The following is a 23340-nucleotide window of genomic DNA, read 5'->3' as shown; positions in this document are numbered from 1 at the left end:
TCAAAGCCAGGCCCGGAGTTCCCAGAGCAGGGGAAAGAAGTGCAAACGCGCCCTTCCCCTCAAGTACGGTGCCCCGGACGAGCCTCCCGTACCGGATTTCGTGCCGATCTGGCGCTCCACCATCTGCACGTGCCTCATCCGCCAGAGCGCGGTCGTCTCGTCGTGGGTGAGGAGATCTTCGGCCAGGTCCCACAGGTCGTCGTACGATCCCCGGTCACGGGCCACGGCCAGCAGGGATTCCATGATCTCTTCGTCGGAGACCGGCAGGCCGCGCTGGGAGAGGGCGGTGAGGTAAGCATCCCACAGCGTCGGCTCGGCGAGCCGCCGCCGGAGCCTGGCGAGCTCCTCCTCGCTCGCGTCCCTCAGCCGGCCGAGGTACGACGGGTCCTTGACGCCCGAGAGGAACTCGAGCTCACGGAACTGCACCGACTGGAAACCGCTCGCGGGGGCGAGGACCGACCGGAACTCCAGGAAGTCCTGCGGCGTCATGGTCTCCAGCACCTGGACCTGGTCGACCAGGACCTTCTCCACCGCGTGCACCCGGCGGAACAGATGCCTGGCGCGCCACAGCGCACCCTCGATCATCGCGTCCCTGATCCGCTCCAGCTCGTGCAGGAGGAGCTTGAACCACAGCTCGTAGACCTGGTGGACGGTGATGAACAGCAGCTCGTCACTGGCCCCGGACCGCTGCTCCTGCTGGGCGAGCAGCTCGGGCAGGCGGAGATAGCCGCCGTAGGACAGGCGCCCGCCCTCCTCGCCGAAGCTGCGCGGCGGGGGCAGGACATCCCCGGACCCGGCCCGGCCGTACGGCGTCGCAGGCATGCGCCACTCCTCCACGATGGACGCGTCCCTTCCGATCCCCATTGATCGAAAGCCCGGCACCACCGCCCCCGATACCACCCCATAACGGCACAAACGTCAACTTCGTCCGGTGCGCGCGACCAGGGGATTGACCGTGCCCCATTTAACCAGCCCCGCCCCCGCCGGGGGCTCTCATGCGCAAGCCACCCCCGGAGACGCCGCTCACCGGCGGGAGGTCCTCGCGCCGGACATCGGGAAATCCTGAATGCCTGATCACAAAACGGTGTGAACTTCTCGAAGCTGCTTTCGACTCGCGTACGATCATGCGTCGTGGAAGATCATCGTCCGGAGCGTACGGCCGTCTTCGTGGACCAGAGCGGACGCCGGGCCAAGATCTTGACAGCCGCCGCTGTCGGCGGGGCGATCGTCGTCCTCGCGCTGACTCTCACCCTGGTGAGCGGAGCACTGGCCGGCCCCGAGCTGCCCCCGATGGGATGGCCGGGCACGCAGGGACAGCAGGTCGTGGAACGCTCCCCCGCGGGCTCTCCCACCCCGTCCCGGAGGTCCGAGCGCAGGAGTGTCCCCCCGGCGAGCGGCACGCCGCGCGCGACGGCGGCTTCCGCGCGGCGGTCGCCCTCCGCTCGCGGACTGCGGAGCAGGGCGCCCTCCGCCGCTCCTTCGAGGCAGAAGAGCCTCAAGCCGAGCACGACGCCCTCCGCGGTCCCGGAGCCGGATGTGGAGATCTCCGCGTCCGGTGAGTCCACGCCCGCGCCGCCGGCTCCCGAGGCCGCGCAGACCACGGCGCCGGCCGAGGAGGCGACGCGGACCCCGGCACCGGAGCCCAGCAGCACCGTCCAGACGCCTCCCCAGCAGCCCGGGCAGACGGCCGGGGCCTCCCAGTGACGCGTCGATGAGACGACAGCGCAGACCGGCCGAGCGGAGACCTGCCGAGCCGCGTGGCCACTGGTTCCTCGTCGCGATCGCCGCGCTGCTCATGGCCGGAGCGCTGCTGCTCAACGCGTACGCGCACAACGTCATCGGCGAGACCGAGGCGCCCCCGGCGGACTACGGCGACTCCGCCGAGCTGGAGCAGATCCGCTCCGGCGGCCCGCTGGTCAACGTCTCGGGGGCCCGGCCGCTCAGCGCGCGGCCCAAGCCCCGACGGGTGGCGCTCACCTTCGACGACGGTCCCGACCCGCGCTGGACGCCCCGGCTGCTCGACCTGCTCCGCAAGCACCACGCGAAGGCGACCTTCTTCGTCCTGGGGGCCCACGTCGCCGAGCATCCCGAGCTCACCCGCCGCGTGGTCGCCGAAGGGCACGAGATCGGCAACCACACCTACACTCACGCCGACCTGGGCGCGGTGCCGGCCTGGCGGGTCCGCGTGGAGATGTCCCTGACGCAGAAGACGCTGGCCGCGGCGGCCGGGATCCACACCCGCCTCGCCCGCATTCCGTACTCCTCGGGCCCGGGAGCGGTCGGGTACGGGCAGCTCGCCGCGATGCGCCTGCTCGGCGACGAGGGATACCTCGTGACGTTCACCGACGTGGACACCCAGGACTGGAGCCGCCCGCCCGCGGACGAGATGGTCCTCGCATCCCTCGCGCGCACGGTCGAGGGCGAGGGCGCGGTGGTCATGTTCCACGACTCGGGAGGCGACCGCACCCGGACGCTGGCCGCCGTCGACCGGCTGCTCACCCGGCTGGAGAGGAAGGGATACACCGCCACCACGCTCACGGAGGCCGTCGGGCTGCCCACGGCGCACACCGCCGCCTCCCCCGACGAGCGCGTCCTCGGCACGGTCCTGGGGTTCGCCCAGCGGGCCTCCTTCGCCTTCGTCGAGGCGCTCGGCTGGTTCCTCGCCGCGGCCGGCGTGCTCACCGTGCTCCGGATGACCTTTTTCGTCGCACTGGCGTGGGCGCACGCCCGCAGGACGCGCGGGAGGTCCGCGAACACCGGCATGCCCCACTGGGCGGCCCCGCCGCCGGTCTCGGTGATCGTCCCCGCCTACAACGAGGCCGCGGGGATCGAGGCGACGGTGCGGTCCCTGGTCAGGACCGACTACACGGGCCCGGTCGAGATCGTCGTCGTGGACGACGGCTCCGCCGACGACACGGGGCGGATCGCCGCCTCGCTCGGCCTGCCCGGGGTCCGGGTGATCCGGCAGCCGAACGCGGGGAAACCCGCCGCGCTCGCCACCGGCATCGCCCACGCCGCCCATGACATCCTGGTCATGGTGGACGGTGACACCGTCTTCGAACCCTCGACCATCCGCAACCTCGTACGGCCGCTCGCCGACCGCACCGTCGGCGCGGTCAGCGGCAACACCAAGGTCGGCAACCGGCGTGGGCTGATCGGCCGCTGGCAGCACATCGAGTACGTCGTCGGGTTCAACCTGGACCGCCGCGCGTTCGACCTGCTCGGCTGCATGGCGACGGTGCCGGGGGCGATCGGCGCGTTCCGCCGCGAGGCGGTGGCGTCGGCCGGAGGCGTCAGCGGGGACACGCTCGCCGAGGACACCGACCTGACCATGGCCGTCAACCGCAGGGGCTGGCGGGTGGTCTACGAGGAGCGGGCCCGCGCGTGGACCGAGGCGCCCGCCTCACTCGGCCAGCTGTGGCGGCAGCGATACCGGTGGTGCTACGGCACGCTGCAGGCGATCTGGAAGCATCGCGGGGCGGTCGTGGAGCGCCGTCCGTTCGGCCGTCGATGCCTCGGATATCTCACGCTGTTCCAGGTGATCCTGCCGTTGCTGGCCCCCGTCGTCGACGTCATGGCCCTCTACGGGCTGTTCATCGGCGATCCCCTTCCCGTGGTCGCGGTGTGGGCCGGCTTCGTCGCGGTGCAGGCGCTCACCGGCTGGTACGCGTTGCGCCTGGACGGCGAACGCGCCTCGGTGCTGTGGGTGCTGCCGCTGCAGCAGTTCGTCTACCGGCAGCTGATGTACCTGGTCGTCATCCAGTCGGTGGCCACCGCGGTTCTGGGGGCCCGGCTGCGCTGGCACACGGTGCGCAGGGAGGGCACGTTCCACCTGGCGGCGGGACCGTCCGTCCGGCAACCGTCCCTCGCGGGCCGCCGACGCCGGCCGGTCAGGGGTGGGAACGCTCCGAGGAGACGGAGCCGTCCTTGATGGCGTCGAGCATGCCGGGCAGTTCCTGGGTCTCCAGCAGTTCCGCCCGGCATGGCGCGCATCCGTCGAGGTGCCGCTCGAATGCCTCGGCGTCGTCGTCGTCCAGCACTCCCAGGGCGTACGCTGCCACGTCGAAGTGCGGCGACGACGCGGACATCAGCTGGCCACCCCCCTCTCCTTCAGGGCCGTGCGAAGCGCGCGCAGGGCGTAAAAGAGCCTGGATTTCACGGTACCCGGTGGGATGCCCAGAACCTCGGCCGCTTGGCTTACCGTCCGGTCGCGTAAGTATGTCTCTTCGATAACTTCCCGGTGCTGACTCGACAGGTGCCGGAGCGCGTCCGCGACCACGATGGCCGCCAGCGTCCGGTCCGAGCCGTCCGGTACGGCGATGCTGTCCTCTTCGGGAGCCTCTACCTCCCTCGGCCGTACGCCGCGCCTGCGGCGCCCGTCGATCACGATGCGGCGGGCGACGGTGAGGAGCCACGCCCACAGCAGGGGCGGCTCCCACGTCAGCTTCGCCGAGTTACGCCAGGCACGCACCAGCGTCTCCTGGACGACGTCCTCAGCCCATTGCAGGTCGTTGCCGGTCGTCTTGCGCACGTGACGCAGCAGCGGACCGCCGAACTCGCGGTACAGCTCCCGGATCAGGCGTTCGTCCCGATCGGGATCGTCGTTGTCAGCGTCGTAGTCAGGGGGGTCAAGACGCACGAACCGGCTGTCGAGTTGTCGACGCACGGCCACATATTTGCACCAGGGTTACTTGTTCGTACACCACATCCGTAACTCCAGTCATTTCTGACTATTTCCTGAACCGCGCCTGCGGGGACCGCGTACCTCCGACCGAAGGTCACGAAAGGAGGCACGATGCGGTTCCGGTTCGGGGAACTCCTGGTGCTCGGCGTCTTCCTCTTCGCGGCGGCCGTCACGGTGATCGTGGTCGTCCCCCGGAGCGCCTCGTCCCAGTCGGATTGGACGGGGCCGGACTGGACGCAGACCCCCTACGGCCCGCTGGGCCCGGCCGACCGCGACCTGCTGGTCCGGGTGCGCTGGGCGGGGCTCTGGGAGATCCCCGCCGGCCGCTGGGCCCAGGACCGGGCCGGCAGCGACAAGGTCAAGGACGTCGGCAGGCACCTCGTGGAGGACCACACCAAGCTCGACGCGGCGGTCAGGGAACTCGCCGCCAAGCTCGCCGTTCCGCTGCCGGACCAGCCGAACCCGGACCAGCGCCGGTGGCTGGACGAGATGGCCGCCGCACGCGGCGCCGACTTCGACCGCGTCTTCGCCGCCCGCCTGCGCGACGCGCACGGCAAGGTCTTCACCTTCGTCTCCGCCGTACGCGCGGGCACCCGCAACAGCCTGATCCGCGACTTCGCCGGGCAGGCGGTCGACGTCGTGATGAAGCACATGACGCTGCTCGAAGGCACGGGTCTCGTCGACTACTCCACGCTGCCCACCCCCACGGTCTAGAAGGCACTGTCTAAGGAGCATCCATGCGAAAACGGCTCGTGCTCGCGATGGCGGGCGTACTGATCGCAGGCTCGCTGACCGGTGTGGGCCGGCCCGCGTTCGCCGACCACTGCGACCCCTCCGTCCAGGGCGCGGAGTGCGAGGACGTCGGCCCGGCCCTGGAGGACTTCGTCGACATCCGGCAGGTCCCGCCGGGCGACACCGCCGTACGCGCCGGGCGCGGCTCGTTCACCTCACGCTGCGGACGCAACGAGAACGGCCACCGCAACTCCGACAACCACATCGTCACGCCCGGGGTGTCGAACGGCGCGCACCACGTGCACGACTACGTCGGCAACCTCACCACCAACGGCTTCTCCACCGACGAGAGCCTCGCCGCGGGCGGCACCACCTGCCGGTTCGGCGACAGGTCGGCGTACTTCTGGCCCGTCCTGCGCGCCCGGACCGGCGCCGGCGCCCAGGCGACCGCCTCCCCCTCGTCCTCCCCGGACGACATCGAGCGGTTCCGGGCCGGGCAGAACGGTGGCCGGGGCATGGGGACGGGCGCGGTGACGGACGAGCCGGGCGGCGCGTCCGAGGGCAACGTCGGCAGGATCCTCCTGGCCCGGTCGGTCACGCTGCAGTTCCGCGGCAACCCGGTCAGCAGGGTCGTGGCGATGCCGCGCTTCCTCCGGATGATCACCGGCGACGCGAAGGCGGCCACCAACGGCGGCGCCAACGCCCGGGCGCAGTGGACCTGCACCGGCTTCACCAACCGGCTGACGAGCAGATATCCGCTCTGCCCCCGGGGCAGCCTGGTGCTGCGGGTGCTCGACTTCCCCAGTTGCTGGGACGGCCAGAACACCGACAGCGCCAACCACAGGACGCACGTCGTGTTCCCCGGCGCGAACGGCGCCTGCCCCACGGGCACCCGGGCGATCCCGCAGCTGCGCATGACCCTGGCCTACTCGGTGCCGAACGGGCCGTCGTTCGCGGTGGACAGCTTCCCCGAGCAGCAGCACAACCCGATCACCGACCACGCCGACTTCGAGAACGTCATGCCCGACCGGCTGATGAGCTCGGTCGTCTCCTGCGTCAACCGCGGCCTGCGCTGCTGAACCGCCCTGCACCGCCCTGCACCGCCGAACCGGCCCCGCTCGTGCCGTTCCCCGTCCGGTCCTTCGCAGACCACCCCCGCCTGAGGACGGGGAACGGCGCCCCACTCCGAGCCGCATTGACCAGACGGAGGAATCATTGCCCAGCAGACGGGCTCCCCGGCACACCCGGCCGGATTCCGGCCTCGACCTCGAAAGGCGCGGCGTACGGATCGGCCTCGGCGCCCTGGTCACCCTGGCCCTCACCGGGGGGCTCGCCGCCGCCCTGACCAGCGGCGGCGCCGTGTTCCTGGCCGACGCCCAGTCGTTCCTCACGTTCTACGCCGGGGTCTTCTCGCTCGTCGGCCTCACGACGACGGTCGCCCTCGGCCTGGCGGCGACCGACCGCGTCGTCCTGCCGATCTCGCAGCGGGTGCGCGTCCAGCTCGTGCACCGCGCCATGGCGCTGCTCGGCATCGGCTTCCTGATCGTCCACATCGGCATGAAGATCGCCGCCGGGCTGGTGCCGCCGTACGGGTCGGTGATCCCCTCCACCGACGTCTACGTGTCGCTGGGAGCCGTGGCCTCGGACCTGTTCGTCGTCATCGTGGCGACCGGCGTGATGCGCGGCAGGTTCGCCCAGGCGGAGCGGCCCTGGCTGTGGCGGGGGCTGCACGACCTGGCCTACCTCGCCTGGCCGGTGGCGATCCTGCACGGCCTGACCGCCGGCCGGGCCGCCGCCCCCTGGGTGACCTTCAGCTACGTGGCCTGCCTGGCGGCGGTCGGCGCCGCCCTGCTGATCCGGCTCGCCGCCGCCACCCGGCCCGCCCGGCAGGCCCCAACAGGCGACTGGAGCACCGAGCGGAGCGCCGACCGTACGGTGCGCGAGGACCTCGCGACGCCGCGGCCCGCCGTACGGCGGCGGGCGCCGCGCGAGGCCGCCGTCCTCGGCCGCACCGGCACCGATCCCTTCGACGTCCTCGAAGCGCCTCCCACCCCCCAGGAACCCCGCCTCCGGAGGATCGTGTGATTCCCTACCGCGTCTCCCACGTACGGCGGCTCGGCCCGGCCCGGCTCACCGCGGGTCTGGACGACCACCGCAGGCTCGACCTGAACGCGCACTACAAGTTCCACGACCGGCTGCCGAGCCAGACCGTGGACACGCTGATCTCCATGGCCGAGGAGGTGGACCTGCGGGGCCGGGGCGGGGCCGCGTTCCCGTTCGCGCGCAAGCTGCGCGCCGTGGCCTCCCGCGCCCGCGACAGCGAGACGGCCGTGCTGGTGAACGCCGCCGAGGGCGAGCCCGCCAGCCTCAAGGACAAGACCCTGCTCACCCGGGCGCCCCACCTGGTCCTGGAGGGCGCCCTGCTCGCGGCCAGCGCGCTCGGCTCGCGGGAGGTCGTGATCGCGGTCGGCGCCGGCGAGCTGGCCGAGGCCTCGGTCACCGCGGCCGTGGCCGAGCGCGGCCTGACCGGACTGGTCCGCGTCGCGGGCGTACAGGAGCGGTTCATCTCCGGCGAGGGTGGCGCGCTCGTCCGCGCCGTCAACGGCGAGGCGGGCCTGCCGCCGGGCCGGAAGGTCCGTTCCAGCGACAGCGGGGTGCGCGGGCTGCCCACACTGCTGTCGAACACCGAGACCTTCGCCCAGCTCGCCGTGCTCGCCGAGCTGGGGCCGGAGGAGTACGCCGCGGTGGGCACCGTGCAGGAGCCGGGGACGATCCTGCTCACGGTCGGCGGCTCGGTGACCACCCCCGCGGTCGTGGAGGTCACGCCGGGCGTGCCGCTGGCCGACGTGCTGAACCTGTGCGAGGCGAAGATCGGCGACGGGCTGCTGCTCGGCGGCTACCACGGCACGTGGATGTCCGCCGAGGACGCGTACGGCGCGATCCTGTCGCGGCGCGGCGCGAAGGAGGTGGGCGGCGAGCTGGGCGCGGGCATCGTGGTGGTGCTGGGCGAGGACACCTGCCCGCTCGGCGAGACGGCGCGGGTGGCGGGCTATCTCGCGGCGCAGTCGGCCGGGCAGTGCGGGCCGTGCCGCCTGGGCCTGCCGGACCTCGCGCGGGCCTGCCGCCGGCTCCAGGACGGCGACCCGGACGGCCCCGACCTCGTCCTCCGCGCCGCCGCCGCCGTGAAGGGCCGGGGCGCCTGCTTCCATCCGGACGGCTCGGCCAGGTTCGTGCTGTCGGCGCTGGACGCGTTCGCCGACGACGTGGAGGAGCACCGCTTCCACGGCGGTTGCGGGCGGACGGCGAAGGGCGTGCTGCCGCTGCCGATCGAGGACGCGCAGGACGCGCGGCTCGTCGTCGACTGGACCCGCTGCCAGGGCCACGGCCTGTGCGCGCACCTCGTGCCCGAGCTGGTCAAGCTCGACCATCACGGCTTTCCGGTGTTCATGGACACCGGAGTGCCCTCGTGGCTGCTGGGCGAGGCGCAGAAGGCCGTGGAGATGTGCCCGGCGCTGGCCCTGCGTATAGGAACGAAGTGATGGGCTTGTAACCAACCGGACCGGTTCCATGAGCGTCTCAACGAGGTAGATCACCACCTCGGGAGTACGACCATGATCGACAGACGGAGTTTCCTTCGCGTCTCGGCCCTGGCGGGGGCCGCCGCTGTTTCCGGCACGGCTTTCGCCGCCGCGGGTCCCCGTCCCGCCGACTGGTCCGCGCTCGGGCGTGGGCTGGACGGCAAACTGATCCGCCCCGGCGACGCGTCGTACGACAACGCGCGCCACGTGTTCAACTCGGCCTTCGACTCCGTACGGCCGGCCGGGGTGGCCTACTGCAAGACGGCGGCGGACGTGTCGGAGTGCCTGGCGTTCGCCCGGCGATACGGCGTGCCGGTGACCTCCCGGTCGGGCGGCCACAGCTACGCGGGCTGGTCCACGGGCAGCGGGCTCGTCATCGACGTGTCGCCGATGAGCGGCGTGTCCTACTCGGGCGGCCACGCCACGGTCGGCGCGGGGGCGCGCCTGGTCGACGTGTACGCCAAGCTGGCCGCGCACGGCGTCAGCATCCCGGCGGGTTCCTGCCCGACGGTCGGGGTGGCCGGGCTCACGCTGGGCGGCGGCATCGGCGTGGTGTCGCGGCAGTACGGCCTGACCTGCGACGTGCTGGAGTCCCTGAAGGTCGTGACGGCGGACGGGAAGGTGCTGACCTGCTCGCCGAGCTCGCACCCGGACCTCTACTGGGCGTCCAGGGGCGGCGGCGGCGGCAACTTCGGTGTGGCGACGTCGTTCACGTTCCGGACTCATCCGACGCGCACGGTGACCCTGTTCTTCCTGCACTGGCCCTGGGCGAAGGCGGCGGCGGTGCTGAAGGCATGGCAGGCGTGGGCGCCCTCCGCGCCCGACGCGATGTGGTCGAACTGCCATCTCGACCGTGACCCGTCGCTCGACGTGATGGTCGGCGGCCTCTACCTCGGCGGCAGGACGGCGTGCGAGAACCTGCTGCAGAAGCTCGTCGACCGGGTCGGCTCGGGGCCTTCGACCCGCTACGTCGCGACCTCCGCGTACGACCACGCGATGATGGTGGAGGCGGGCTGCGCGTCGATGTCGGTGGCCCAGTGCCACCGTCCCGGCACGCTTCCCGGGCAGAATCCGAGCGGCAAGCTCGTGCGCGACTCGTTCTCGGCCAAGTCGCACTTCGCCTACACGCCGCTGTCGTCCGCCGGGATCAAGGCGCTGCTGGCCCAGGTCGCCGCCCCGGGACGGCACTCGGTGATGCTCGACGCGCTCGGCGGCGCCATCGCCAGAGTCCGCCCCGACGCCACCGCCTTCCCGCACCGCAAGGCGCTGTTCAGCGTGCAGTACTACTCCCACTTCTCCGGCGCCGCCGGCTGGGCCCGGGCCGCCCACGCCGCCATGCGGCCGTACTTCGGCGACCACGCGTACGTGAACTACATCGACCCCGAGCTCAAGGACTGGCGGCAGGAGTACTACGGCGCCAACGCCGCCCGGTTGGCCCAGGTCAAGGCGGCGTACGACCCCGGCCGCCTGTTCCGCCTCCCCCAGGGCGTCTAGGGCGCGGCAGCGAGTATCGGCCGTCGGATACGCCTTGCCATCCCTTATCGATTATCGATAGATTTCTATTGAGAACCGATCGATGGAGGGATGATGAGAAAGCTGACGGTGATGGCGCTACGCGCCGTGCTCGTGGCACTGCTCGCCGGCTCGGTGTTCGTGCAGACGGTGATGGTGCCGCTGCTGGCCGCCGACCTGCGGGAGCTCGACCCGGAGTACGCGTACCTACGCTCCCCGATCCTCGCGATCACGGTCCTGGGCTTCGTGGCGGTGGAGGTCGTCCTGGTCTGCGTGTGGCGCTTGGTGACCATGGTGCGGCGCGGCACGGTGTTCACCCACGCCGCCTTCCGATGGGTGGACGTCGTGATCGGCGCTTTCGTGGCGGCCGCCCTCCTGATCTTCGCGCTCGGGGCCGTCCTGGCGCCGGGCGAGCCCGTCCCCCCTGGCGTGGTCCTCCTGATAGGCGGGGCCGGCGTGGCGGCCCTGGGGGTCGCGCTCATCGTGCTCGTGCTGCGCATGCTGCTCGCCCAGGCCGTCGCGCGCGACATCGAGGCGGCGCGAATGCAGGCCGAGCTGGACGAGGTGATCTGATGCCGATCGTCGTCGAGATCGACGTCATGCTGGCCAAGCGGAAGATGTCCGTGGGCGAGCTCGCGGACCGCGTCGGGATCACGCCCGCCAACCTGGCGGTGCTCAAGAACGGCCGCGCCAAGGCGGTGCGCTTCTCGACACTCGCCGCGCTCTGCGAGGCGCTCGAGTGCCAGCCGGGAGACCTGCTGCGCTGGGAGGCCGAGGACGACGACGCGTGACCTCGACCGGTTGCCGAGCGAGGCGGGGTGCGCGAACCTCACGGTATGACCGAGGAGCGGCGGACAATGCTCGGGGCCGACGGCGTCCCGGTGTTCAGCTACCTGGAGGGCGTCCGCGACGGCAGCCCGTGGGCGTACGCGATCGAGGACATCGGTCCGGGGGCCGCCGACGCGATCACGTCGGGGATGCCCGGTTGGGCGGTCTCCGCGCCGGTCGGGCTCGGTCGAGCGCTGCTCGACCGGGGCGCGCGGCTGCTGCGGCACATGAACGTCATGCTGTGCGATCTGCCGATCGCACGGCCGGTCGCGGACGCCGCTCCGGACGGCTTCCGGCTGGTCCCCTGCGACCGGTCACCCGCCGAGATCTTCCCCGCGTGGTTCGCGGCCTACCCGCCCGGCCATCCCGACTACCGTCCCCGTGACGGCGAGAAGGCCCTGAAGGAGGAGCTCGTTCCGCTCCTCAGCGGCGAGGAGATCGGCCCTCTGCTTCCCTGCAGCGTCCTCGCCGTACGAGATGAGGGCGAGGTCGTGGGGGGAGTTCTCGTCACCGACTCGAACCGGGGACCGTGGATCGCGGACGTCTTCCGGCACCCGGACCGGTCGCCGAGGGGTCTCGGCGCGCTCATGCTGTCGACCGTCCTGGTCCGCGCCGGTGCGGACGGTCTGACCGGCGTCGGCCTGGTGGTCACCGAGGGCAACCCCGCCCGCCGCCTGTACGAGAGGCTCGGTTTCCGGGTGGTCGACAGCGCGATGACGGTCAAGGTCTGACAGCAGCTCCCTCGGCCACCACGGACGTGATCTCATCATTGGTGACCGGCTCGCCGCCGCCCTCGAAGGCCGGCCAGTCGAGCGGCTCATCCCGCACACGCGGTCGCCATCGCACCCGAGTAGATCCCCTCGATCGATGAGGGGGCGCGGCGCGTGACCCGTCTCGAGTCACCGGCCTCCCGTTACCGATTGTGATAGATAGATTGCCGACAGCAATCATTCGGGGGGAAGTCCATGAACGTTTCTCGATCGCGCGTCTACCTGGCCTGCGGTGTCGGCGCCGCTGCGGCGGCCGTCGCGGGCCTGGCCCTGATGGTCGCCCCTACGGTGGCCCAGGGCGCGCCGGGCGGCACCGGCACGAGCACCCGGCCGGTCGCCGACCCCACGCCGAAGCAGCCGGGCGGCCACACCGTGCTGACGTGCGCGGTGAGCACCAACGGTCAGCCGATCACCGCCGACCCGGCAGTGGGCAAGGAGGCCCGCACGGTGACCGCCAAGGGCACTCTGACGCTCACCAACTGCGCCTCTCCCGACAGCAGCTTCCCCAACATCCGCTCGGGTACGGCCACCCTCCAAGGCAGCGGGCAGGCGTCCTGCACGGGCGTCCAGAACGTCAGTGGAACGGGCACCATCACCTGGAAGGACGCCCAGGGCCAGACGCTGGGCACCTCCACGGTCCGCCCCAACATGGACGCGATCAACGCGTACAACCCGGGCGACATGATGCTGGTCGGCGAGGTCACGGAAGGGAAGCTGAAGGGCAAGCGGATCGCAGGCAAGGCCGCTCCCACCTCGGACATCAGCCAGTGCTCCGACAAGGGCGTGAGCAGCGTCCAGGGCAGCGGCACCGTCGCCTTCATCGCCGTGGACACACCGAACTAACGAAATCGGATGCCGTCGGATGAGCCCGTGCTGCGGGTGCGGGACGTGCGGAAGGGCTACCGGGGTGGCCCGGTGCTGCGTGGAGTGGATCTCGATCTGCCGCCGGGCCGGGTGGTGGGGATCGTCGGGGAGAACGGCGCGGGCAAGACCACGCTGCTGCGCGTCCTCGCCGGCGACCTACGGCCGGACGGCGGGTCGGTGCGCCACGGCGGGCGCATCGGTCACTGCCCGCAGGAGACGGTGCTGCACGACGCGTTCACGGTCGAGCAGCACCTGCGGTTCTTCCAGGTCGCCTACGGCCTGGAGAGCCTGTGCAGGGCCGAGGAGCTGATGGAGGCGCTGCGGTTCTCCGGCTCCCGCCGGGCCCGCCCCGCCGCGCTGAGCGGCGGCACCCGCCAGAAGCTCAATCTCGTCCTGGCCCTGATGCACGACCCGGACGTACTCCTGCTCGACGAGCCCTACCAGGGCTTCGACTGGGAGACCTACGTGCGGTTCTGGGACCTGGCCGAGGAATTGCGCGGGCGCGGCCGCTCCGTGCTTGTGGTCTCCCATCTCGCCTATGACGCGGCCCGCCTCGACACTCTCCAACGGCTGGAGGGCGGCGTGCTGCGCGAGCAGGAACGCACAGGCGTCGGGGGCGCGGACAGGGCAGGTGCGGCATGACGCGCCGGTGGGACTGTTACACCACAGCGGTCCGCATGGTGATGGTGGAGCATCTGCGCAACCGCCTGGCACTGACCATCGTCGTGCTCTTCATCCCGGTGTGGGCGGTTCTCATCTACGCCCTGTCCCTGGAGATCGCGCTCCCGTTCCACATCCGCGCCGCCGACAGGTCCGTCACCATGCCGGCCAACGTCCTCAACCAGCTCGCCGGGGCGCTGCAGATATCGGCGCTGATCACCGGGTTCATGATGTTCGTGACCACGATGAACTCGGCGTCCTTCGACCGCCGCCTGGTGCGGTCCGGCTTCCCTCACATGTGCCTGATCGCGGCGAAGCTCACCGCCCTGGTGGTGGTCGCGCTCTGCGTCGCGCTCTACGCGACCGGCCTGATCTGCCTGACCCACCCGACCGCGCAGCCCCTGCTGCTCGCCTCCGCCCTCGCCGGCGGAGCGCTGATCTACGGAGGGATCGGCATCGCGCTCGCCGCGGTGCTGACCACCGACCTGGCCGGCCTGGTCCTCGTCACCGTGATCTGCTCGGTGGACCTGGCCCTGCAAAGCCCGCTCGCCACTCCGGCCGCGGCCAGCGTCCTTGTGCGCTACCTGCCCGATTACGGGCCCATGCAGTGGGCCGTCTCGGCCGTGGCATTGGACACGGTGCCCTGGAACGCCGCGGGTCCGGCCGTGTGCTGGGCGCTGGGCACGGCGGCCCTCGGCATCTGCGCGTTCGCCCGCCGTACCCGTGTGCACCGGCCGCTCGGCGAGCCGGCCACGGCGCGTCCATGAGTCCCTCAGGAGCATCGATGACAACCGAGAGCCCGTTTTTCCCCGCTTTAATATCCGACCTGGAACGGGTGCGGGAGGTCCTCGGCCTGGCAGGCGTGCGGGGCCGGCCCGACCTGGCCACGCTGACCAGGCAACCGCGGGGCGGCCACGGCCGCCTGATCCGGCCCACTCTGGCGCTGCTGTCGTACTACCTGTTCGCCGGCCCGGAGGGGGCCGCCGACGTTCGTGCCGTACGCGCCGCGGCGGCCGTCGAACTGCTGCACACGGCGTCGCTCTACCACGACGACGTCATCGACGACGCTAGGCAGCGCAGGGGCCGGCCGAGCGTCAACGGTGTGTGGGGCGCGCGCATGGCGGTCCTGGCCGGTGACCTCCTGGTCGTCAACGCCAGCCGGATCCTCGCCGAGCTGGGCGAGCGCGAGGCGCTGGTGGCCGCCGAGGCGGGCGAACGCGCCTGCTCGGGAGTGATCGCCGAAACGGCCGACCGCTTCCTGCTCTCCCGCACTGAGGAAGCCTACATGGAGGTGACCGGCGCCAAGACGGCCGAGCTGCTGTCCGTGGCCTGCCGGTTGGGCGCCATGCAGGCCGCACCGGGCTCGGAGGGAGAGGAGGCGCTGGCGCGGTTCGGCTGGCACCTCGGTCTGGCCTACCAGGTGCGCGACGACATCCTCGATCTGACCGCGACGGCCGGGAATCTCGGGAAACCGGCCAACTCCGACATCGTGGAGGGTGTCTACACGCTCCCGGTGATCAGGGCGCTGGCCCGCGAGCCCGTGCTCGCCCGCCTGCTGCGCCGCGGCCTGACGGCGGCCGAGGCCGAGAGCGCGCGGCGCCTGGTGCTGTCCTGCGGAGCCGTGGACGAGGCCCGCCAGGTCGTCGACGCCCACATGGAGGCGGCGCTCCGTCAGCTCGACGGCCTCGGCGACCCGCGGCCGCGGGAGGCGCTGGCCGGCTACGCCCGATCGGTCATGAGCACCGGCAAGCGTCCGGGCCCGGCTCCGGTCACCGTTCCCGCGCCCTCCCCCGCTCCGGCCGGCGTCCCCGCACGGGTCCGGGATGGCGTGCAGGAACGGGTGGACGCCTGGTTGCTGGAGACCGGGCTCGCCGCCACGCCCGAGGAGGTCCGCCACCCGCGATGGAGCGGCATGGCCTCGGCCGCCGCGCGCATGTGGCCGGGCGCCGACCCCGAGCAGGTCGAGACGCTGGCCCGGTGGATTCTGGTGTGTTATGTGCTCGACGATCTACTGGAGGACCCTGCACTGACCGACCCGGAGGAAGTCATTCAGCTGCGGCACCGGCTCACCCTCCTCATCCGCGACCTCGGCGACACCCCGAGGGCCGGTGGAGCGGTCGCCACCGCCCTGGCCCAGTCCTGGGCGCGGATCCGCCTCATTCAGCCACCCTCATGGCAGGCTCGCGCCCTCGATCATCTCGCCGAGTGGCTGGAGGCGTGCGAACGCGAGGCGTGCCATCGGCTCAGCGGGTTCGTCCCCAGCCTGCGCGACCAGCTCCCGCTGCGGCTGCGCAGCGCCGGGCCCGACCTCGCCCTGGACCTCTTCGAGGTGACGTACGGCAGGCAGATCGACCCTGTGGTACGCGACCACCCGCTCTTCCGGCGGGCGCTGGACCTCGGGCTGACCGTCGTGCTCGCGGAGAACGACCTGCGCACCCTAGAGCAGGACGAGGCCGCCGGCGCTCCCTACAACCTGGTCAGAGTGCTCTGTCATGAGACCGGCTGCACCAGGCAGGAAGCGATCGACGAGGTGACCCGGCAGGTCGAGGACGGTTACGCCCAGCTCGACGCCATGCTCGCCGCCGCGCCCGCCCTCCTGCGGGCCCCGGGCGGCGCCGCCCGCGGCACGGACATCGATCTTGTGCACCTCGTCAGGGAACGGGTGCCGAACTGGCGCTCCCTGTACGGCACCGGCCGCTACAGCCGTACGCCCACGGGAAGCGGACCGGACCTGGCCCGGCTGCGCCGGGAACTCCTGCTCGACCACGCTGAGACCGGCGTGGCGCGCTGACCCCCGGCTGATGCACCGAGAAGTCAGGCGGATCCGTCCGCGGCGAGGCGGTCGAGCCATTCGCCGAGCACGTGGCGTTCGCCCTCGGTGAGAGCCGTGGCGTCCGGTAGCGCGGCGCGCAGCGCCATCGCCGCCGCGGCCGGTCCGGGGGTTTCGACCGCGGGGGCGTCGGTGGTGATGGCGGCTATCGCCGCGTCGCGGGCCACCTCCGACAGGCGCGGGTCTCGCCGCTCCTCCGGCAGTGCGAGCAACGTGAAGACCGTGCCGCAGCCCGCGGCGTGCAGGAGGTCCGCCGCCAGGCGCTCGCCGACCTTCAACCGGCCGGCGGCGGCGATGGCGTGGATGCGCTCGCCCAGCATGCGGAAGGCGGCGATGGCTGCGGGCGACCGCCGTCCCGGCGTGGGATCGCCGTACATGAGCGAGAACAAGGCGGGGTTCGCCAGCCCGAAGCCGACGTGCAGGTCCCATCCGGCCCGCAAGGCCTCGACCGGGTCGCCGGCGGGCGGGCTCGCCTTCTTGTCCTGCAGATAGGAGCTGAAGCCGAACTCGGCGACCGCGTCGAGCAGGCCCTCCTTGTCGCCGAACAGGCGATAGATCGTCGGCGCCTGCGTCCCCGCTGCGGCGGCCACCGCTCTGGTCGAGAGGGCGTCGCGCCCGCCGCTCGCGAGCAGCCGGGCCGCGACCGACACGATGTGCGCTCGCGTCCTGTCGCGGCCGCTCGCCGCCTCGCTCTCCGCATCGCTCATGCTTCCGACGATATCAGCTTGTTGCTATCGACGATTTTCCAATGTTAGCGTTCGGGCGATATCAGCGATAGCAAGGAGTGGATCGTGATCATCATCACCGGAGCGACCGGTCAGCTCGGCCGCGGCGTCGTCGAGCACCTGCTCGCACGCCTCCCCGCCCGCCAGATCGGCGTCAGCGTCCGCGACCCCCTCAAGGCCCAGGACCTCGCGGACCTCGGCGTACGCGTCCGGCAGGGCGACTTCGACGACCCCGCGAGCCTGGCGTACGCGCTCGAGGACGCGTCACAGGTGTTGATCGTCTCCGGCCCGGCGGACGCCCGCCCGCACCGTACGGCGATCGAGGCCGCGACGGCCGCGGGCGCCGAGCGGGTCCTCTACACCAGCCACATGGGCGCGAACCCGGCCTCGCCCTTCCTGCCGATGCCTTCGCACGCCGAGACGGAGCAGGACCTGCGCGCGTCCGGGGTCGCGTTCACCGCGCTGCGCAACGGCTTCTACGCCACTACCGCGCTCCAGTTCGCCGGTCAGGCGCTCGAGTCCGGCACGCTCGTCGCACCGGAGGACGGCCCGGTCTCCTGGACCGCCCACGCCGACCTCGCCGAGGTGACCGCCGTCGCACTGGCCGAGAAGGGCCGGCTCGACGGGATCACCCCGCCGCTGACCGGTCCCGAGGCGCTCGATCTCGCGGACGTCGCCGCGATCGCCTCCGACCTGACGGGACGCGAGATCACCCGCGTCACCGTCCCGGACGACGAGTGGGTCGCGGGCATGGTGGCGCGCGGCGTGCCGGAGCAGCAGGCCCGGTTCCTGCTGGGCATGTTCGAGGCCAGCCGTAAGGGAGAGTTCGCCGAGGTCGGCCCCGCCCTCGGGGAGCTGCTCGGTCGTAAGCCGATCGCGATCCGCGAACTGCTGGCGGCCACGCTCACGAACTGATGCCCTTTTGCGCCTGATTCCGCCCGTTCGATTCCCGTGATCGTTACAGTACGTCGGACGGAGTGTGTTCCCAGGGAGTGCAGGCATGGGCAGGCGCAAGTACCGGGACGAACGTCGTCACTACAGATACATCGAGGCCGTGGTGCTCGACCGTGTTCTCGACGAGAACACGCAGTCGGTGCTGCGAATGCTGCCCGGGCAGCCGATGGTGACGGCGGACCATTTCTCCACATCCGTGGATTGGGACGACTACACGCGGGAGATGGAGAAATTCGTCGAGCAGACGTTCGACGCCTGGCTGTTCTTCGACAACTACGGTCCCCGTACGGTCGCTTTCCGGATCCCCAGCGAGGCGCTGCCGGCGCAGGCCGTCGCCCCGCATCTGCATGGCAACGCGCTTGAAGGCCTGTGCATGGAGACGCGCGACGACGACCTGCTCCTGCGGTTCAGCCTGTACGGCGAGGACGCCGAGCTGTTCAACCTGCACGAGTCGGGCACGGGATGGCTTGGGGGCATCCTTCCGGTCCGCGAGGAACTGATGTCCGGCAGGCTGGACGCGCTGGAGCTGGGGCGGGTGGTCGGCACCCACTGGGACGAGATCGACCGTGACCTGTCCGCCGAATATGGGCTGTCGAAGGCGTCTCGCGTCCTGGCGGCGTACCTGCTGGTCGCTCCCCAGGAACTGGCGCGCTTGGCGGCCGAGCGGGCGAAAGCAGGGAGCGGGGAGTTGCCCCCGGGGTGGCTGTCCACCTGCTCCGGTCTCGAACCGGTGGCCCGGTGGGAGTTCGCCGCCGCCGATCCACGCAAGTCCTTCCAGATCATCCTGGGCCGGCTGCCGAGCGGCTGCGAGTACGGCGACTGGTACGTGACGTCATCGGAGCCTCGCGGCAGGCCCCTGGCCTTTCGCACCGAGGACGACGCCCGTCGTGGTTACCACGACGAGGCGCTACGGCTGCAACGGCTCAACGACCCCGGTCGCTGGCGACAGCTGGACCACACCGTGTGAGCCACTCCGGGCTCGGGGCGAGGGCCCTGGAAACTTTCATCGGCCGAGATCGCCCACCAGCACGTCCAATGCTGCTCACGCCGTCGAGGATGGCCGCCGGGAAACGGCAAATCTACGATGACTTCGCGCCCCGAGATCACGCCCATAAGCGGGGATCAGAGCACATCCTGCACTGTCGCTATTCATCAGGCCCTCATAGGAGGCGCGAATGGCTCAGCACGATGAACCGTACGTAAAATCCCGGCGTATTTCGTTCGCCGGCCGGTTGGTGACGCTGGTGGCGCTCGTCGCGGCGGGGATCGGTCTCAGCCCGGCGGCGGCCCACGCCGACACCTGGCGGACGGCGACCGGCTCGGCATGGGGCCAGACGCAGGCCACGGCTTCGGCGGCGGCCCAGACGAACGCCCGCACCGCCCTCGCCAATCTGGCCGCCCAACTGGGGGAGGTCTGCACGAACGTGACCTCGTCGGCCACCCTCGTGTACGTCGTACCGAGCGGAGGCGGCTACCAGTACAGCGGAACCGCGACCGGCCTGTGCGCTCCCGCGCCGCCACCGCCTTCCTACACCGTGTCGCGCACCGCGACGGCTCGCGGTGAGGGCAGCACGCCCGCGGCGGCTCAGCAGAACGGCGCGGCGGCGGCCCGCGCCGCCATCCTCGGAGCCGGAGCCGACTGCACCGGCTACCAGACGACCGCCGTGAACTACGTGTACGTGACTCCTACCGGCAGCTGGTACATCTACGACGTGACCGTGTCCGCTCTCTGCGTGCAGTAGAGCCTCTCGGCGATCGCGGGGCGCGATCTGCCGACGATCCGCGGCATTATCAGGCGTAATCCCTTCAGGCGACCCTCGTTTTCCGGGCCGATTTCCATGTCGGGACATCCGGCGACCTCACCAAGGCCAGATGGCAGGCGGCACTCGACCGGCAGAACCAGCGGATGGTGACCGCGCTGGACTCCGCCTCCGCTCTGCGCGACCGGCAGTGGGCCGACTACGAGAGCCGGCGGCTCCCGCCCACCGCCCGGTTGGGAGCGGTCGTCCGCGCGGCGCTGTGGCTCGGGGCCTGGGGCTCCGCCACGAAATCGCCGTCGGCCAGAGTCCGGGCCGACGCCTACCAGGCGTACGTGCGACAGTTCACCGGCCTCGACCACGGCGGGAAGGACGACGCCGACCGGCAGAACGGCCGCCGCGACCGCTGAGCGGCCCCCGTGCTGGGCGATGGCCGCGCCCGGCGGTGGTCAATAAGATCCTTACCGATCTGTCGAGAGCATTCCAGCGGGGGCGAGCGATGTCGCATTCTGGGGCGAACGGCGGCAGCGGGGCGGGGGGCTTACGCGGTTCCAGTGACGGGCACGAGTCCGGCCCCGGACGGCCGTCCGGCCCGCCGTGGCACCCTGCCGACCTGCGTACGGGCGACCCGCACCAGGTGGGGCCGTACCGGCTGCTGCGCAGGCTGGGCGAGGGCGGGATGGGGACCGTCTATCTGGGCGAAGCACCGGACGGCACCCGCGTGGCGGTCAAGCTGCTCCATCACACGATCGCCGCCGACCCCGACTTCCGCCGCCGGTTCCGTCGCGAGGTCGAGGCCGCCAAACGAGTCGCCCGCTTCTGCACCGCCGCCGTCCTGGACGCCCAGATGGACGGCGAAGTGGACGGCGAGACCGTCTACCTGGTCACCGAATACGTCCCCGGCCCGACCCTCAGGGAGGCCGTCATGCGGGACGGGCCGCTGCGCGGTTCCAGCCTCGACGGCCTCGCCGTCAGCGTCGCGACCGCCCTGCGCGCCATCCACGCCGCCGGCATCATCCACCGCGACCTCAAACCCGGCAACGTCCTGCTCTCCCCCATCGGCCCCAAGGTCATCGACTTCGGCGTCGCCCACCTGACCGACACCGCCACACACAGCAGCGCCGTCGTCGGCACACCCTCCTTCATGTCCCCCGAACAGTTCGAGGGCGGCCCCCTCACACCCGCCTCCGACGTCTTCGCCTGGGCAAGCACGATCACCTACGCCGGCACCGGCCACGCCCCCTTCGGCAACGGGCCGCTGCCGGTCGTCATCAACCGGGTCATCAACGGCGAACCCGACCTGACCGGCCTCGACGGGCCGCTGGGCACGCTGGTCGCCCACGCCCTGGCCAAGAACCCCGCCGAACGCCCGACCGTACAGGACATCCTGGACGCCCTCACCGGCTCCCCCGCGATGTCCCCGCAGGCGTCCGGGGCAGAGATGGTGTCGCAGCCATCAGCGGCGCCGGAGTCGTGGATCACGACACTGCCCGGGGGCGACAGACGCCGCCGCAGGCTGCTCACCGGGGCCGCGGCCGGAGTCGCCGGGCTGGCGGTGATCGCGACGGTAGTCACGGCATGGCCCTCCGACAGCGACAGGCATGCCGGGGCGTCCGCGACCTCCTCCATCACCTCCACGCACTCGGCCGTGGTGGTTCCCGGGAGGCCTACGCCCACCGCCCCGGCCGCGTCGAAGGCTCCGACGGGCAGTGGCGGCAACCCGCTCCGCGAGCCCGGCGTACGGTTCGCGTACCGGCCGGATCCCGACGCGCAGCGCCAGGCGGGCGTGTGGAGCGCGCAGGGTAAGGAGACCGACGCCGCGCTGATGCGTGCCCTCGCCGCGGTGCCGCATCCCGTGAACCTGAACATGCCGGCCGCCGAGGCCGGCCGCACGGTCGCGTCCACCGTACGGGCGGCCTCCGCCCGTCACGCCGTTCCCGTGTTCGTGACCGACCACGTGCCGATGAAGGACTGCTCCCAATGGGGAGAGCCGGACGAGCAGTCCTACCGTGACTGGATCGACCGTGTGGCGAAGGGAATCGGCAAGGCGCGGACGGTGGTCGTGCTGGAACCGAACAGCCTGACCAGGCTCCCCGGCTCGAACAGTTGCTCACAGGGAAGCAAGGCGGGCGCGGCCGAGCGCTACCGCGAGCTCTCGTACGCGGTGAACCGCCTGGGGAAGCTCCCGCATACGGCCGTGTACCTCGACGGCGGCATCAAGGGCTGGCCCAGCCTCGTCGAGATCGCCGACCGGCTCGTGAAGGCCGGGGTGAAGCGAGCCGACGGCTTCTACCTGAACACGGCGGACTTCCAGGAGACCGACGAGCTTCTCAGGTATGGGGAAAGCCTCTCCCGTTGCCTCTACCTCAAGATGAACAACGGCGGGAGCACCTGCACCGGCGCCGAGATCGACGCGGTGCCGGCCGGGGCGCCCCTGACCCACTTCGTCATCGACACCAGCCGCAACGGCAAGGGCGGTTGGGAGCCACCGGAGGGCAAGTACGCCGACCCGCAGATCTGGTGCAACCCTCCGGGCCGCGGTGTCGGCCGCCGCCCGACCACTGACACAGGCAGCGAGCTGGCCGACGCCTTCCTGTGGCTCCGATCTCCCGAGCAGTCCAACGGCCAGTGCACCCGGGGCGGCAAGGGTCCCGAGGACCCCGTCTACCACCAGGTTGACCCGCAAGGCGGCACCTGGTGGTCGGTGCTCGCCCTCGACCGCGCCCGCAACGCCGTCCCCCCGCTGCGCTGACTCACTTCTCGCCCGAGTTGGCCTTACGGAGGCGGGTGCGGACGGTACGCCGGACAAGCGGGCCCATGTCCTCCAGGACGCCGACCAGACCGGCGAGCTGCTCCAGGCTGTCGAACGCGCGCTCCGCGCCGTCGCGGTCGACGCCGTCGTACAGTTCGATGCCGACGAAGGCGGCCGCGGTGGCGCGGGCGAGCCCGGCGACGTCCACGAACTCCGCGAGCGGGCTGCCGGCCAGCACACGGTTGAGGACCTCCTCGATCTCGGTGACCCACATGCCGAGGCCGGCAGCGGTGGCGGGGGCGAGTTTGTCGTCCATCTGGCTGCCCGCGAGCATCTGGGCGAGCACGGCGAGGTTTCCCGCCTCGCGCTCGTCGGCATGCAGCGAACGGCCGAGGTCGAGCAGATCCCGCAGGGAGTCCACGGCCGCGAACCGGGCCCGGTAGACGGCCACCCGCTGCTCGGACCCGTACCGAAGGGCCGCAGAGAGAAGGTCGTCGACCGTCCCGAAGTGGTAGAAGACGAGCGCCTGGTTCACCCCGGCTGCGGTGGCGATCGCCCGCGCCGAGGCCCCCGCGATGCCCTGGGTCCGCAACGTCTCCAGAGCGCCTTCGAGCAGCCGCGTACGGGTGTCGCCCATCGTCTCCCCCTTCGTTCCTCTTCGCGGCTTCACCGTAGTGGCACGTGTTCGACAATG

General features: G+C 71.5%; 24 protein-coding genes. 19 read left to right on the top strand and 5 right to left on the bottom strand.

The window, feature by feature from the left end; genetic code table 11:
- On the bottom strand, positions 1-822 hold the full coding sequence (locus IL992_RS07750; protein WP_193202607.1) for a tryptophan 2,3-dioxygenase: 822 nt from the start codon (positions 820-822) through the stop codon (positions 1-3).
- A 309-nt stretch (positions 823-1131) separates the two neighbouring features.
- Here IL992_RS07750 and IL992_RS07745 point away from each other — a divergent pair, with 309 nt between their 5' ends.
- Together IL992_RS07745 and IL992_RS07740 are read left to right on the top strand one after the other, a co-directional pair.
- The gene (locus tag IL992_RS07745; protein ID WP_193202606.1) at positions 1132-1704 is read left to right on the top strand and encodes a hypothetical protein; all 573 of its coding nucleotides are present in this window, start codon (positions 1132-1134) and stop codon (positions 1702-1704) included.
- Between the two features lie 7 nt (positions 1705-1711).
- Complete coding sequence (locus IL992_RS07740; RefSeq protein ID WP_193202605.1) at positions 1712-3931, top strand: bifunctional polysaccharide deacetylase/glycosyltransferase family 2 protein; 2220 nt, start codon at positions 1712-1714, stop codon at positions 3929-3931.
- Here IL992_RS07740 and IL992_RS07735 read toward each other — a convergent pair.
- On the bottom strand, positions 3891-4088 hold the full coding sequence (locus IL992_RS07735) for a zf-HC2 domain-containing protein (protein WP_193202604.1): 198 nt from the start codon (positions 4086-4088) through the stop codon (positions 3891-3893). The genes IL992_RS07740 and IL992_RS07735 overlap by 41 nt on opposite strands.
- On the bottom strand, positions 4088-4666 hold the full coding sequence (locus IL992_RS07730) for a sigma-70 family RNA polymerase sigma factor (protein WP_319018409.1): 579 nt from the start codon (positions 4664-4666) through the stop codon (positions 4088-4090). The genes IL992_RS07735 and IL992_RS07730 overlap by 1 nt, the downstream gene beginning before the upstream one ends.
- Positions 4667-4795: 129 nt before the next feature.
- On the opposite strand from IL992_RS07730, the gene IL992_RS07725 reads away from it, so the two are divergent.
- The 12 genes from IL992_RS07725 to IL992_RS07670 all read left to right on the top strand — a co-directional run bounded on the left by IL992_RS07725 (position 4796) and on the right by IL992_RS07670 (position 16419).
- Positions 4796-5398, top strand: coding sequence for a DUF4142 domain-containing protein (locus IL992_RS07725; RefSeq protein ID WP_193202603.1), 603 nt, complete (start codon positions 4796-4798; stop codon positions 5396-5398).
- A 23-nt stretch (positions 5399-5421) separates the two neighbouring features.
- Positions 5422-6495, top strand: a complete 1074-nt coding sequence (locus tag IL992_RS07720; protein WP_193202602.1) for a DUF1996 domain-containing protein — start codon at positions 5422-5424, stop codon at positions 6493-6495.
- Between the two features lie 136 nt (positions 6496-6631).
- Positions 6632-7501: a hypothetical protein gene (locus IL992_RS07715; RefSeq protein ID WP_193202601.1), complete on the top strand. Its 870-nt coding sequence runs from the start codon at positions 6632-6634 to the stop codon at positions 7499-7501.
- Positions 7498-8955 carry an NADH-ubiquinone oxidoreductase-F iron-sulfur binding region domain-containing protein gene (locus IL992_RS07710; protein ID WP_319018408.1) on the top strand — a complete coding sequence of 486 codons (1458 nt, stop codon included), beginning with the start codon at positions 7498-7500 and terminating at the stop codon, positions 8953-8955. The genes IL992_RS07715 and IL992_RS07710 overlap by 4 nt, the downstream gene beginning before the upstream one ends.
- A 72-nt stretch (positions 8956-9027) precedes the next feature.
- Positions 9028-10488, top strand: a complete 1461-nt coding sequence (locus tag IL992_RS07705; protein WP_193202600.1) for an FAD-binding oxidoreductase — start codon at positions 9028-9030, stop codon at positions 10486-10488.
- Positions 10489-10581: 93 nt separating this feature from the next.
- Complete coding sequence (locus IL992_RS07700; RefSeq protein WP_193202599.1) at positions 10582-11079, top strand: DUF2975 domain-containing protein; 498 nt, start codon at positions 10582-10584, stop codon at positions 11077-11079.
- Positions 11079-11297 carry a helix-turn-helix domain-containing protein gene (locus IL992_RS07695; protein WP_079315621.1) on the top strand — a complete coding sequence of 73 codons (219 nt, stop codon included), beginning with the start codon at positions 11079-11081 and terminating at the stop codon, positions 11295-11297. Before IL992_RS07700 ends, IL992_RS07695 begins: the two co-directional genes overlap by 1 nt.
- Positions 11298-11342: 45 nt before the next feature.
- Positions 11343-12065, top strand: a complete 723-nt coding sequence (locus tag IL992_RS07690) for a GNAT family N-acetyltransferase (RefSeq protein WP_193202598.1) — start codon at positions 11343-11345, stop codon at positions 12063-12065.
- 234 nt (positions 12066-12299) lie between these two features.
- Complete coding sequence (locus IL992_RS07685; protein WP_193202597.1) at positions 12300-12947, top strand: hypothetical protein; 648 nt, start codon at positions 12300-12302, stop codon at positions 12945-12947.
- 9 nt (positions 12948-12956) lie between these two features.
- Complete coding sequence (locus IL992_RS07680; protein WP_193202596.1) at positions 12957-13610, top strand: ABC transporter ATP-binding protein; 654 nt, start codon at positions 12957-12959, stop codon at positions 13608-13610.
- The gene (locus tag IL992_RS07675) at positions 13607-14395 is read left to right on the top strand and encodes an ABC transporter permease (RefSeq protein ID WP_193202595.1); all 789 of its coding nucleotides are present in this window, start codon (positions 13607-13609) and stop codon (positions 14393-14395) included. Before IL992_RS07680 ends, IL992_RS07675 begins: the two co-directional genes overlap by 4 nt.
- Positions 14396-14412: 17 nt before the next feature.
- Positions 14413-16419 carry a polyprenyl synthetase family protein gene (locus IL992_RS07670; protein WP_193202594.1) on the top strand — a complete coding sequence of 669 codons (2007 nt, stop codon included), beginning with the start codon at positions 14413-14415 and terminating at the stop codon, positions 16417-16419.
- Between the two features lie 23 nt (positions 16420-16442).
- On the opposite strand, the gene IL992_RS07665 is transcribed toward IL992_RS07670, so the two are convergent.
- Positions 16443-17165 carry a TetR/AcrR family transcriptional regulator gene (locus IL992_RS07665; protein WP_193202593.1) on the bottom strand — a complete coding sequence of 241 codons (723 nt, stop codon included), beginning with the start codon at positions 17163-17165 and terminating at the stop codon, positions 16443-16445.
- A gap of 84 nt (positions 17166-17249) precedes the next feature.
- Here IL992_RS07665 and IL992_RS07660 point away from each other — a divergent pair, with 84 nt between their 5' ends.
- The 5 genes from IL992_RS07660 (at position 17250) to IL992_RS07640 (ending at position 22646) form a co-directional block, all read left to right on the top strand.
- Positions 17250-18098: an SDR family oxidoreductase gene (locus tag IL992_RS07660; protein WP_193202592.1), complete on the top strand. Its 849-nt coding sequence runs from the start codon at positions 17250-17252 to the stop codon at positions 18096-18098.
- A gap of 85 nt (positions 18099-18183) precedes the next feature.
- Entirely contained in the window at positions 18184-19104 is a 921-nt protein-coding gene (locus IL992_RS07655; protein ID WP_193202591.1) for a hypothetical protein, read from the top strand.
- Between the two features lie 208 nt (positions 19105-19312).
- Positions 19313-19879 carry a hypothetical protein gene (locus tag IL992_RS07650; protein WP_193202590.1) on the top strand — a complete coding sequence of 189 codons (567 nt, stop codon included), beginning with the start codon at positions 19313-19315 and terminating at the stop codon, positions 19877-19879.
- Between the two features lie 164 nt (positions 19880-20043).
- Entirely contained in the window at positions 20044-20304 is a 261-nt protein-coding gene (locus IL992_RS07645; protein WP_193202589.1) for a hypothetical protein, read from the top strand.
- An 89-nt stretch (positions 20305-20393) separates the two neighbouring features.
- Positions 20394-22646: a glycoside hydrolase family 6 protein gene (locus tag IL992_RS07640; RefSeq protein WP_193202588.1), complete on the top strand. Its 2253-nt coding sequence runs from the start codon at positions 20394-20396 to the stop codon at positions 22644-22646.
- A 1-nt stretch (position 22647) separates the two neighbouring features.
- Here IL992_RS07640 and IL992_RS07635 read toward each other — a convergent pair whose 3' ends face one another.
- The gene (locus IL992_RS07635; protein ID WP_193202587.1) at positions 22648-23283 is read right to left on the bottom strand and encodes a TetR/AcrR family transcriptional regulator; all 636 of its coding nucleotides are present in this window, start codon (positions 23281-23283) and stop codon (positions 22648-22650) included.
- Positions 23284-23340: the final 57 nt, after the last annotated feature.

This window comes from Microbispora sitophila, assembly GCF_014892245.1.
GTDB lineage: Bacteria > Actinomycetota > Actinomycetes > Streptosporangiales > Streptosporangiaceae > Microbispora > Microbispora siamensis.
The sequence above is the reverse complement of the archived record's forward strand: the minus strand, read 5'-3'. Positions and strand labels throughout refer to the sequence as shown.

Bases quoted from the DNA above. Each gene is read 5' to 3' on its own strand.
- IL992_RS07665 (WP_193202593.1), bottom strand. From the start codon at position 17,165: ATGAGCGATGCGGAGAGCGAGGCGGCGAGCGGCCGCGACAGGACGCGA.
- IL992_RS07675 (WP_193202595.1), top strand. From the start codon at position 13,607: ATGACGCGCCGGTGGGACTGTTACACCACAGCGGTCCGCATGGTGATG.
- IL992_RS07700 (WP_193202599.1), top strand. From the start codon at position 10,582: ATGAGAAAGCTGACGGTGATGGCGCTACGCGCCGTGCTCGTGGCACTG.
- IL992_RS07735 (WP_193202604.1), bottom strand. From the start codon at position 4,088: ATGTCCGCGTCGTCGCCGCACTTCGACGTGGCAGCGTACGCCCTGGGA.
- IL992_RS07650 (WP_193202590.1), top strand. From the start codon at position 19,313: ATGGCTCAGCACGATGAACCGTACGTAAAATCCCGGCGTATTTCGTTC.
- IL992_RS07690 (WP_193202598.1), top strand. From the start codon at position 11,343: ATGACCGAGGAGCGGCGGACAATGCTCGGGGCCGACGGCGTCCCGGTG.
- IL992_RS07645 (WP_193202589.1), top strand. From the start codon at position 20,044: ATGGTGACCGCGCTGGACTCCGCCTCCGCTCTGCGCGACCGGCAGTGG.
- IL992_RS07640 (WP_193202588.1), top strand. From the start codon at position 20,394: ATGTCGCATTCTGGGGCGAACGGCGGCAGCGGGGCGGGGGGCTTACGC.
- IL992_RS07725 (WP_193202603.1), top strand. From the start codon at position 4,796: ATGCGGTTCCGGTTCGGGGAACTCCTGGTGCTCGGCGTCTTCCTCTTC.
- IL992_RS07680 (WP_193202596.1), top strand. From the start codon at position 12,957: ATGCCGTCGGATGAGCCCGTGCTGCGGGTGCGGGACGTGCGGAAGGGC.
- IL992_RS07720 (WP_193202602.1), top strand. From the start codon at position 5,422: ATGCGAAAACGGCTCGTGCTCGCGATGGCGGGCGTACTGATCGCAGGC.
- IL992_RS07695 (WP_079315621.1), top strand. From the start codon at position 11,079: ATGCCGATCGTCGTCGAGATCGACGTCATGCTGGCCAAGCGGAAGATG.
- IL992_RS07750 (WP_193202607.1), bottom strand. From the start codon at position 822: ATGCCTGCGACGCCGTACGGCCGGGCCGGGTCCGGGGATGTCCTGCCC.
- IL992_RS07635 (WP_193202587.1), bottom strand. From the start codon at position 23,283: ATGGGCGACACCCGTACGCGGCTGCTCGAAGGCGCTCTGGAGACGTTG.
- IL992_RS07670 (WP_193202594.1), top strand. From the start codon at position 14,413: ATGACAACCGAGAGCCCGTTTTTCCCCGCTTTAATATCCGACCTGGAA.
- IL992_RS07740 (WP_193202605.1), top strand. From the start codon at position 1,712: ATGAGACGACAGCGCAGACCGGCCGAGCGGAGACCTGCCGAGCCGCGT.
- IL992_RS07705 (WP_193202600.1), top strand. From the start codon at position 9,028: ATGATCGACAGACGGAGTTTCCTTCGCGTCTCGGCCCTGGCGGGGGCC.
- IL992_RS07655 (WP_193202591.1), top strand. From the start codon at position 18,184: ATGGGCAGGCGCAAGTACCGGGACGAACGTCGTCACTACAGATACATC.
- IL992_RS07685 (WP_193202597.1), top strand. From the start codon at position 12,300: ATGAACGTTTCTCGATCGCGCGTCTACCTGGCCTGCGGTGTCGGCGCC.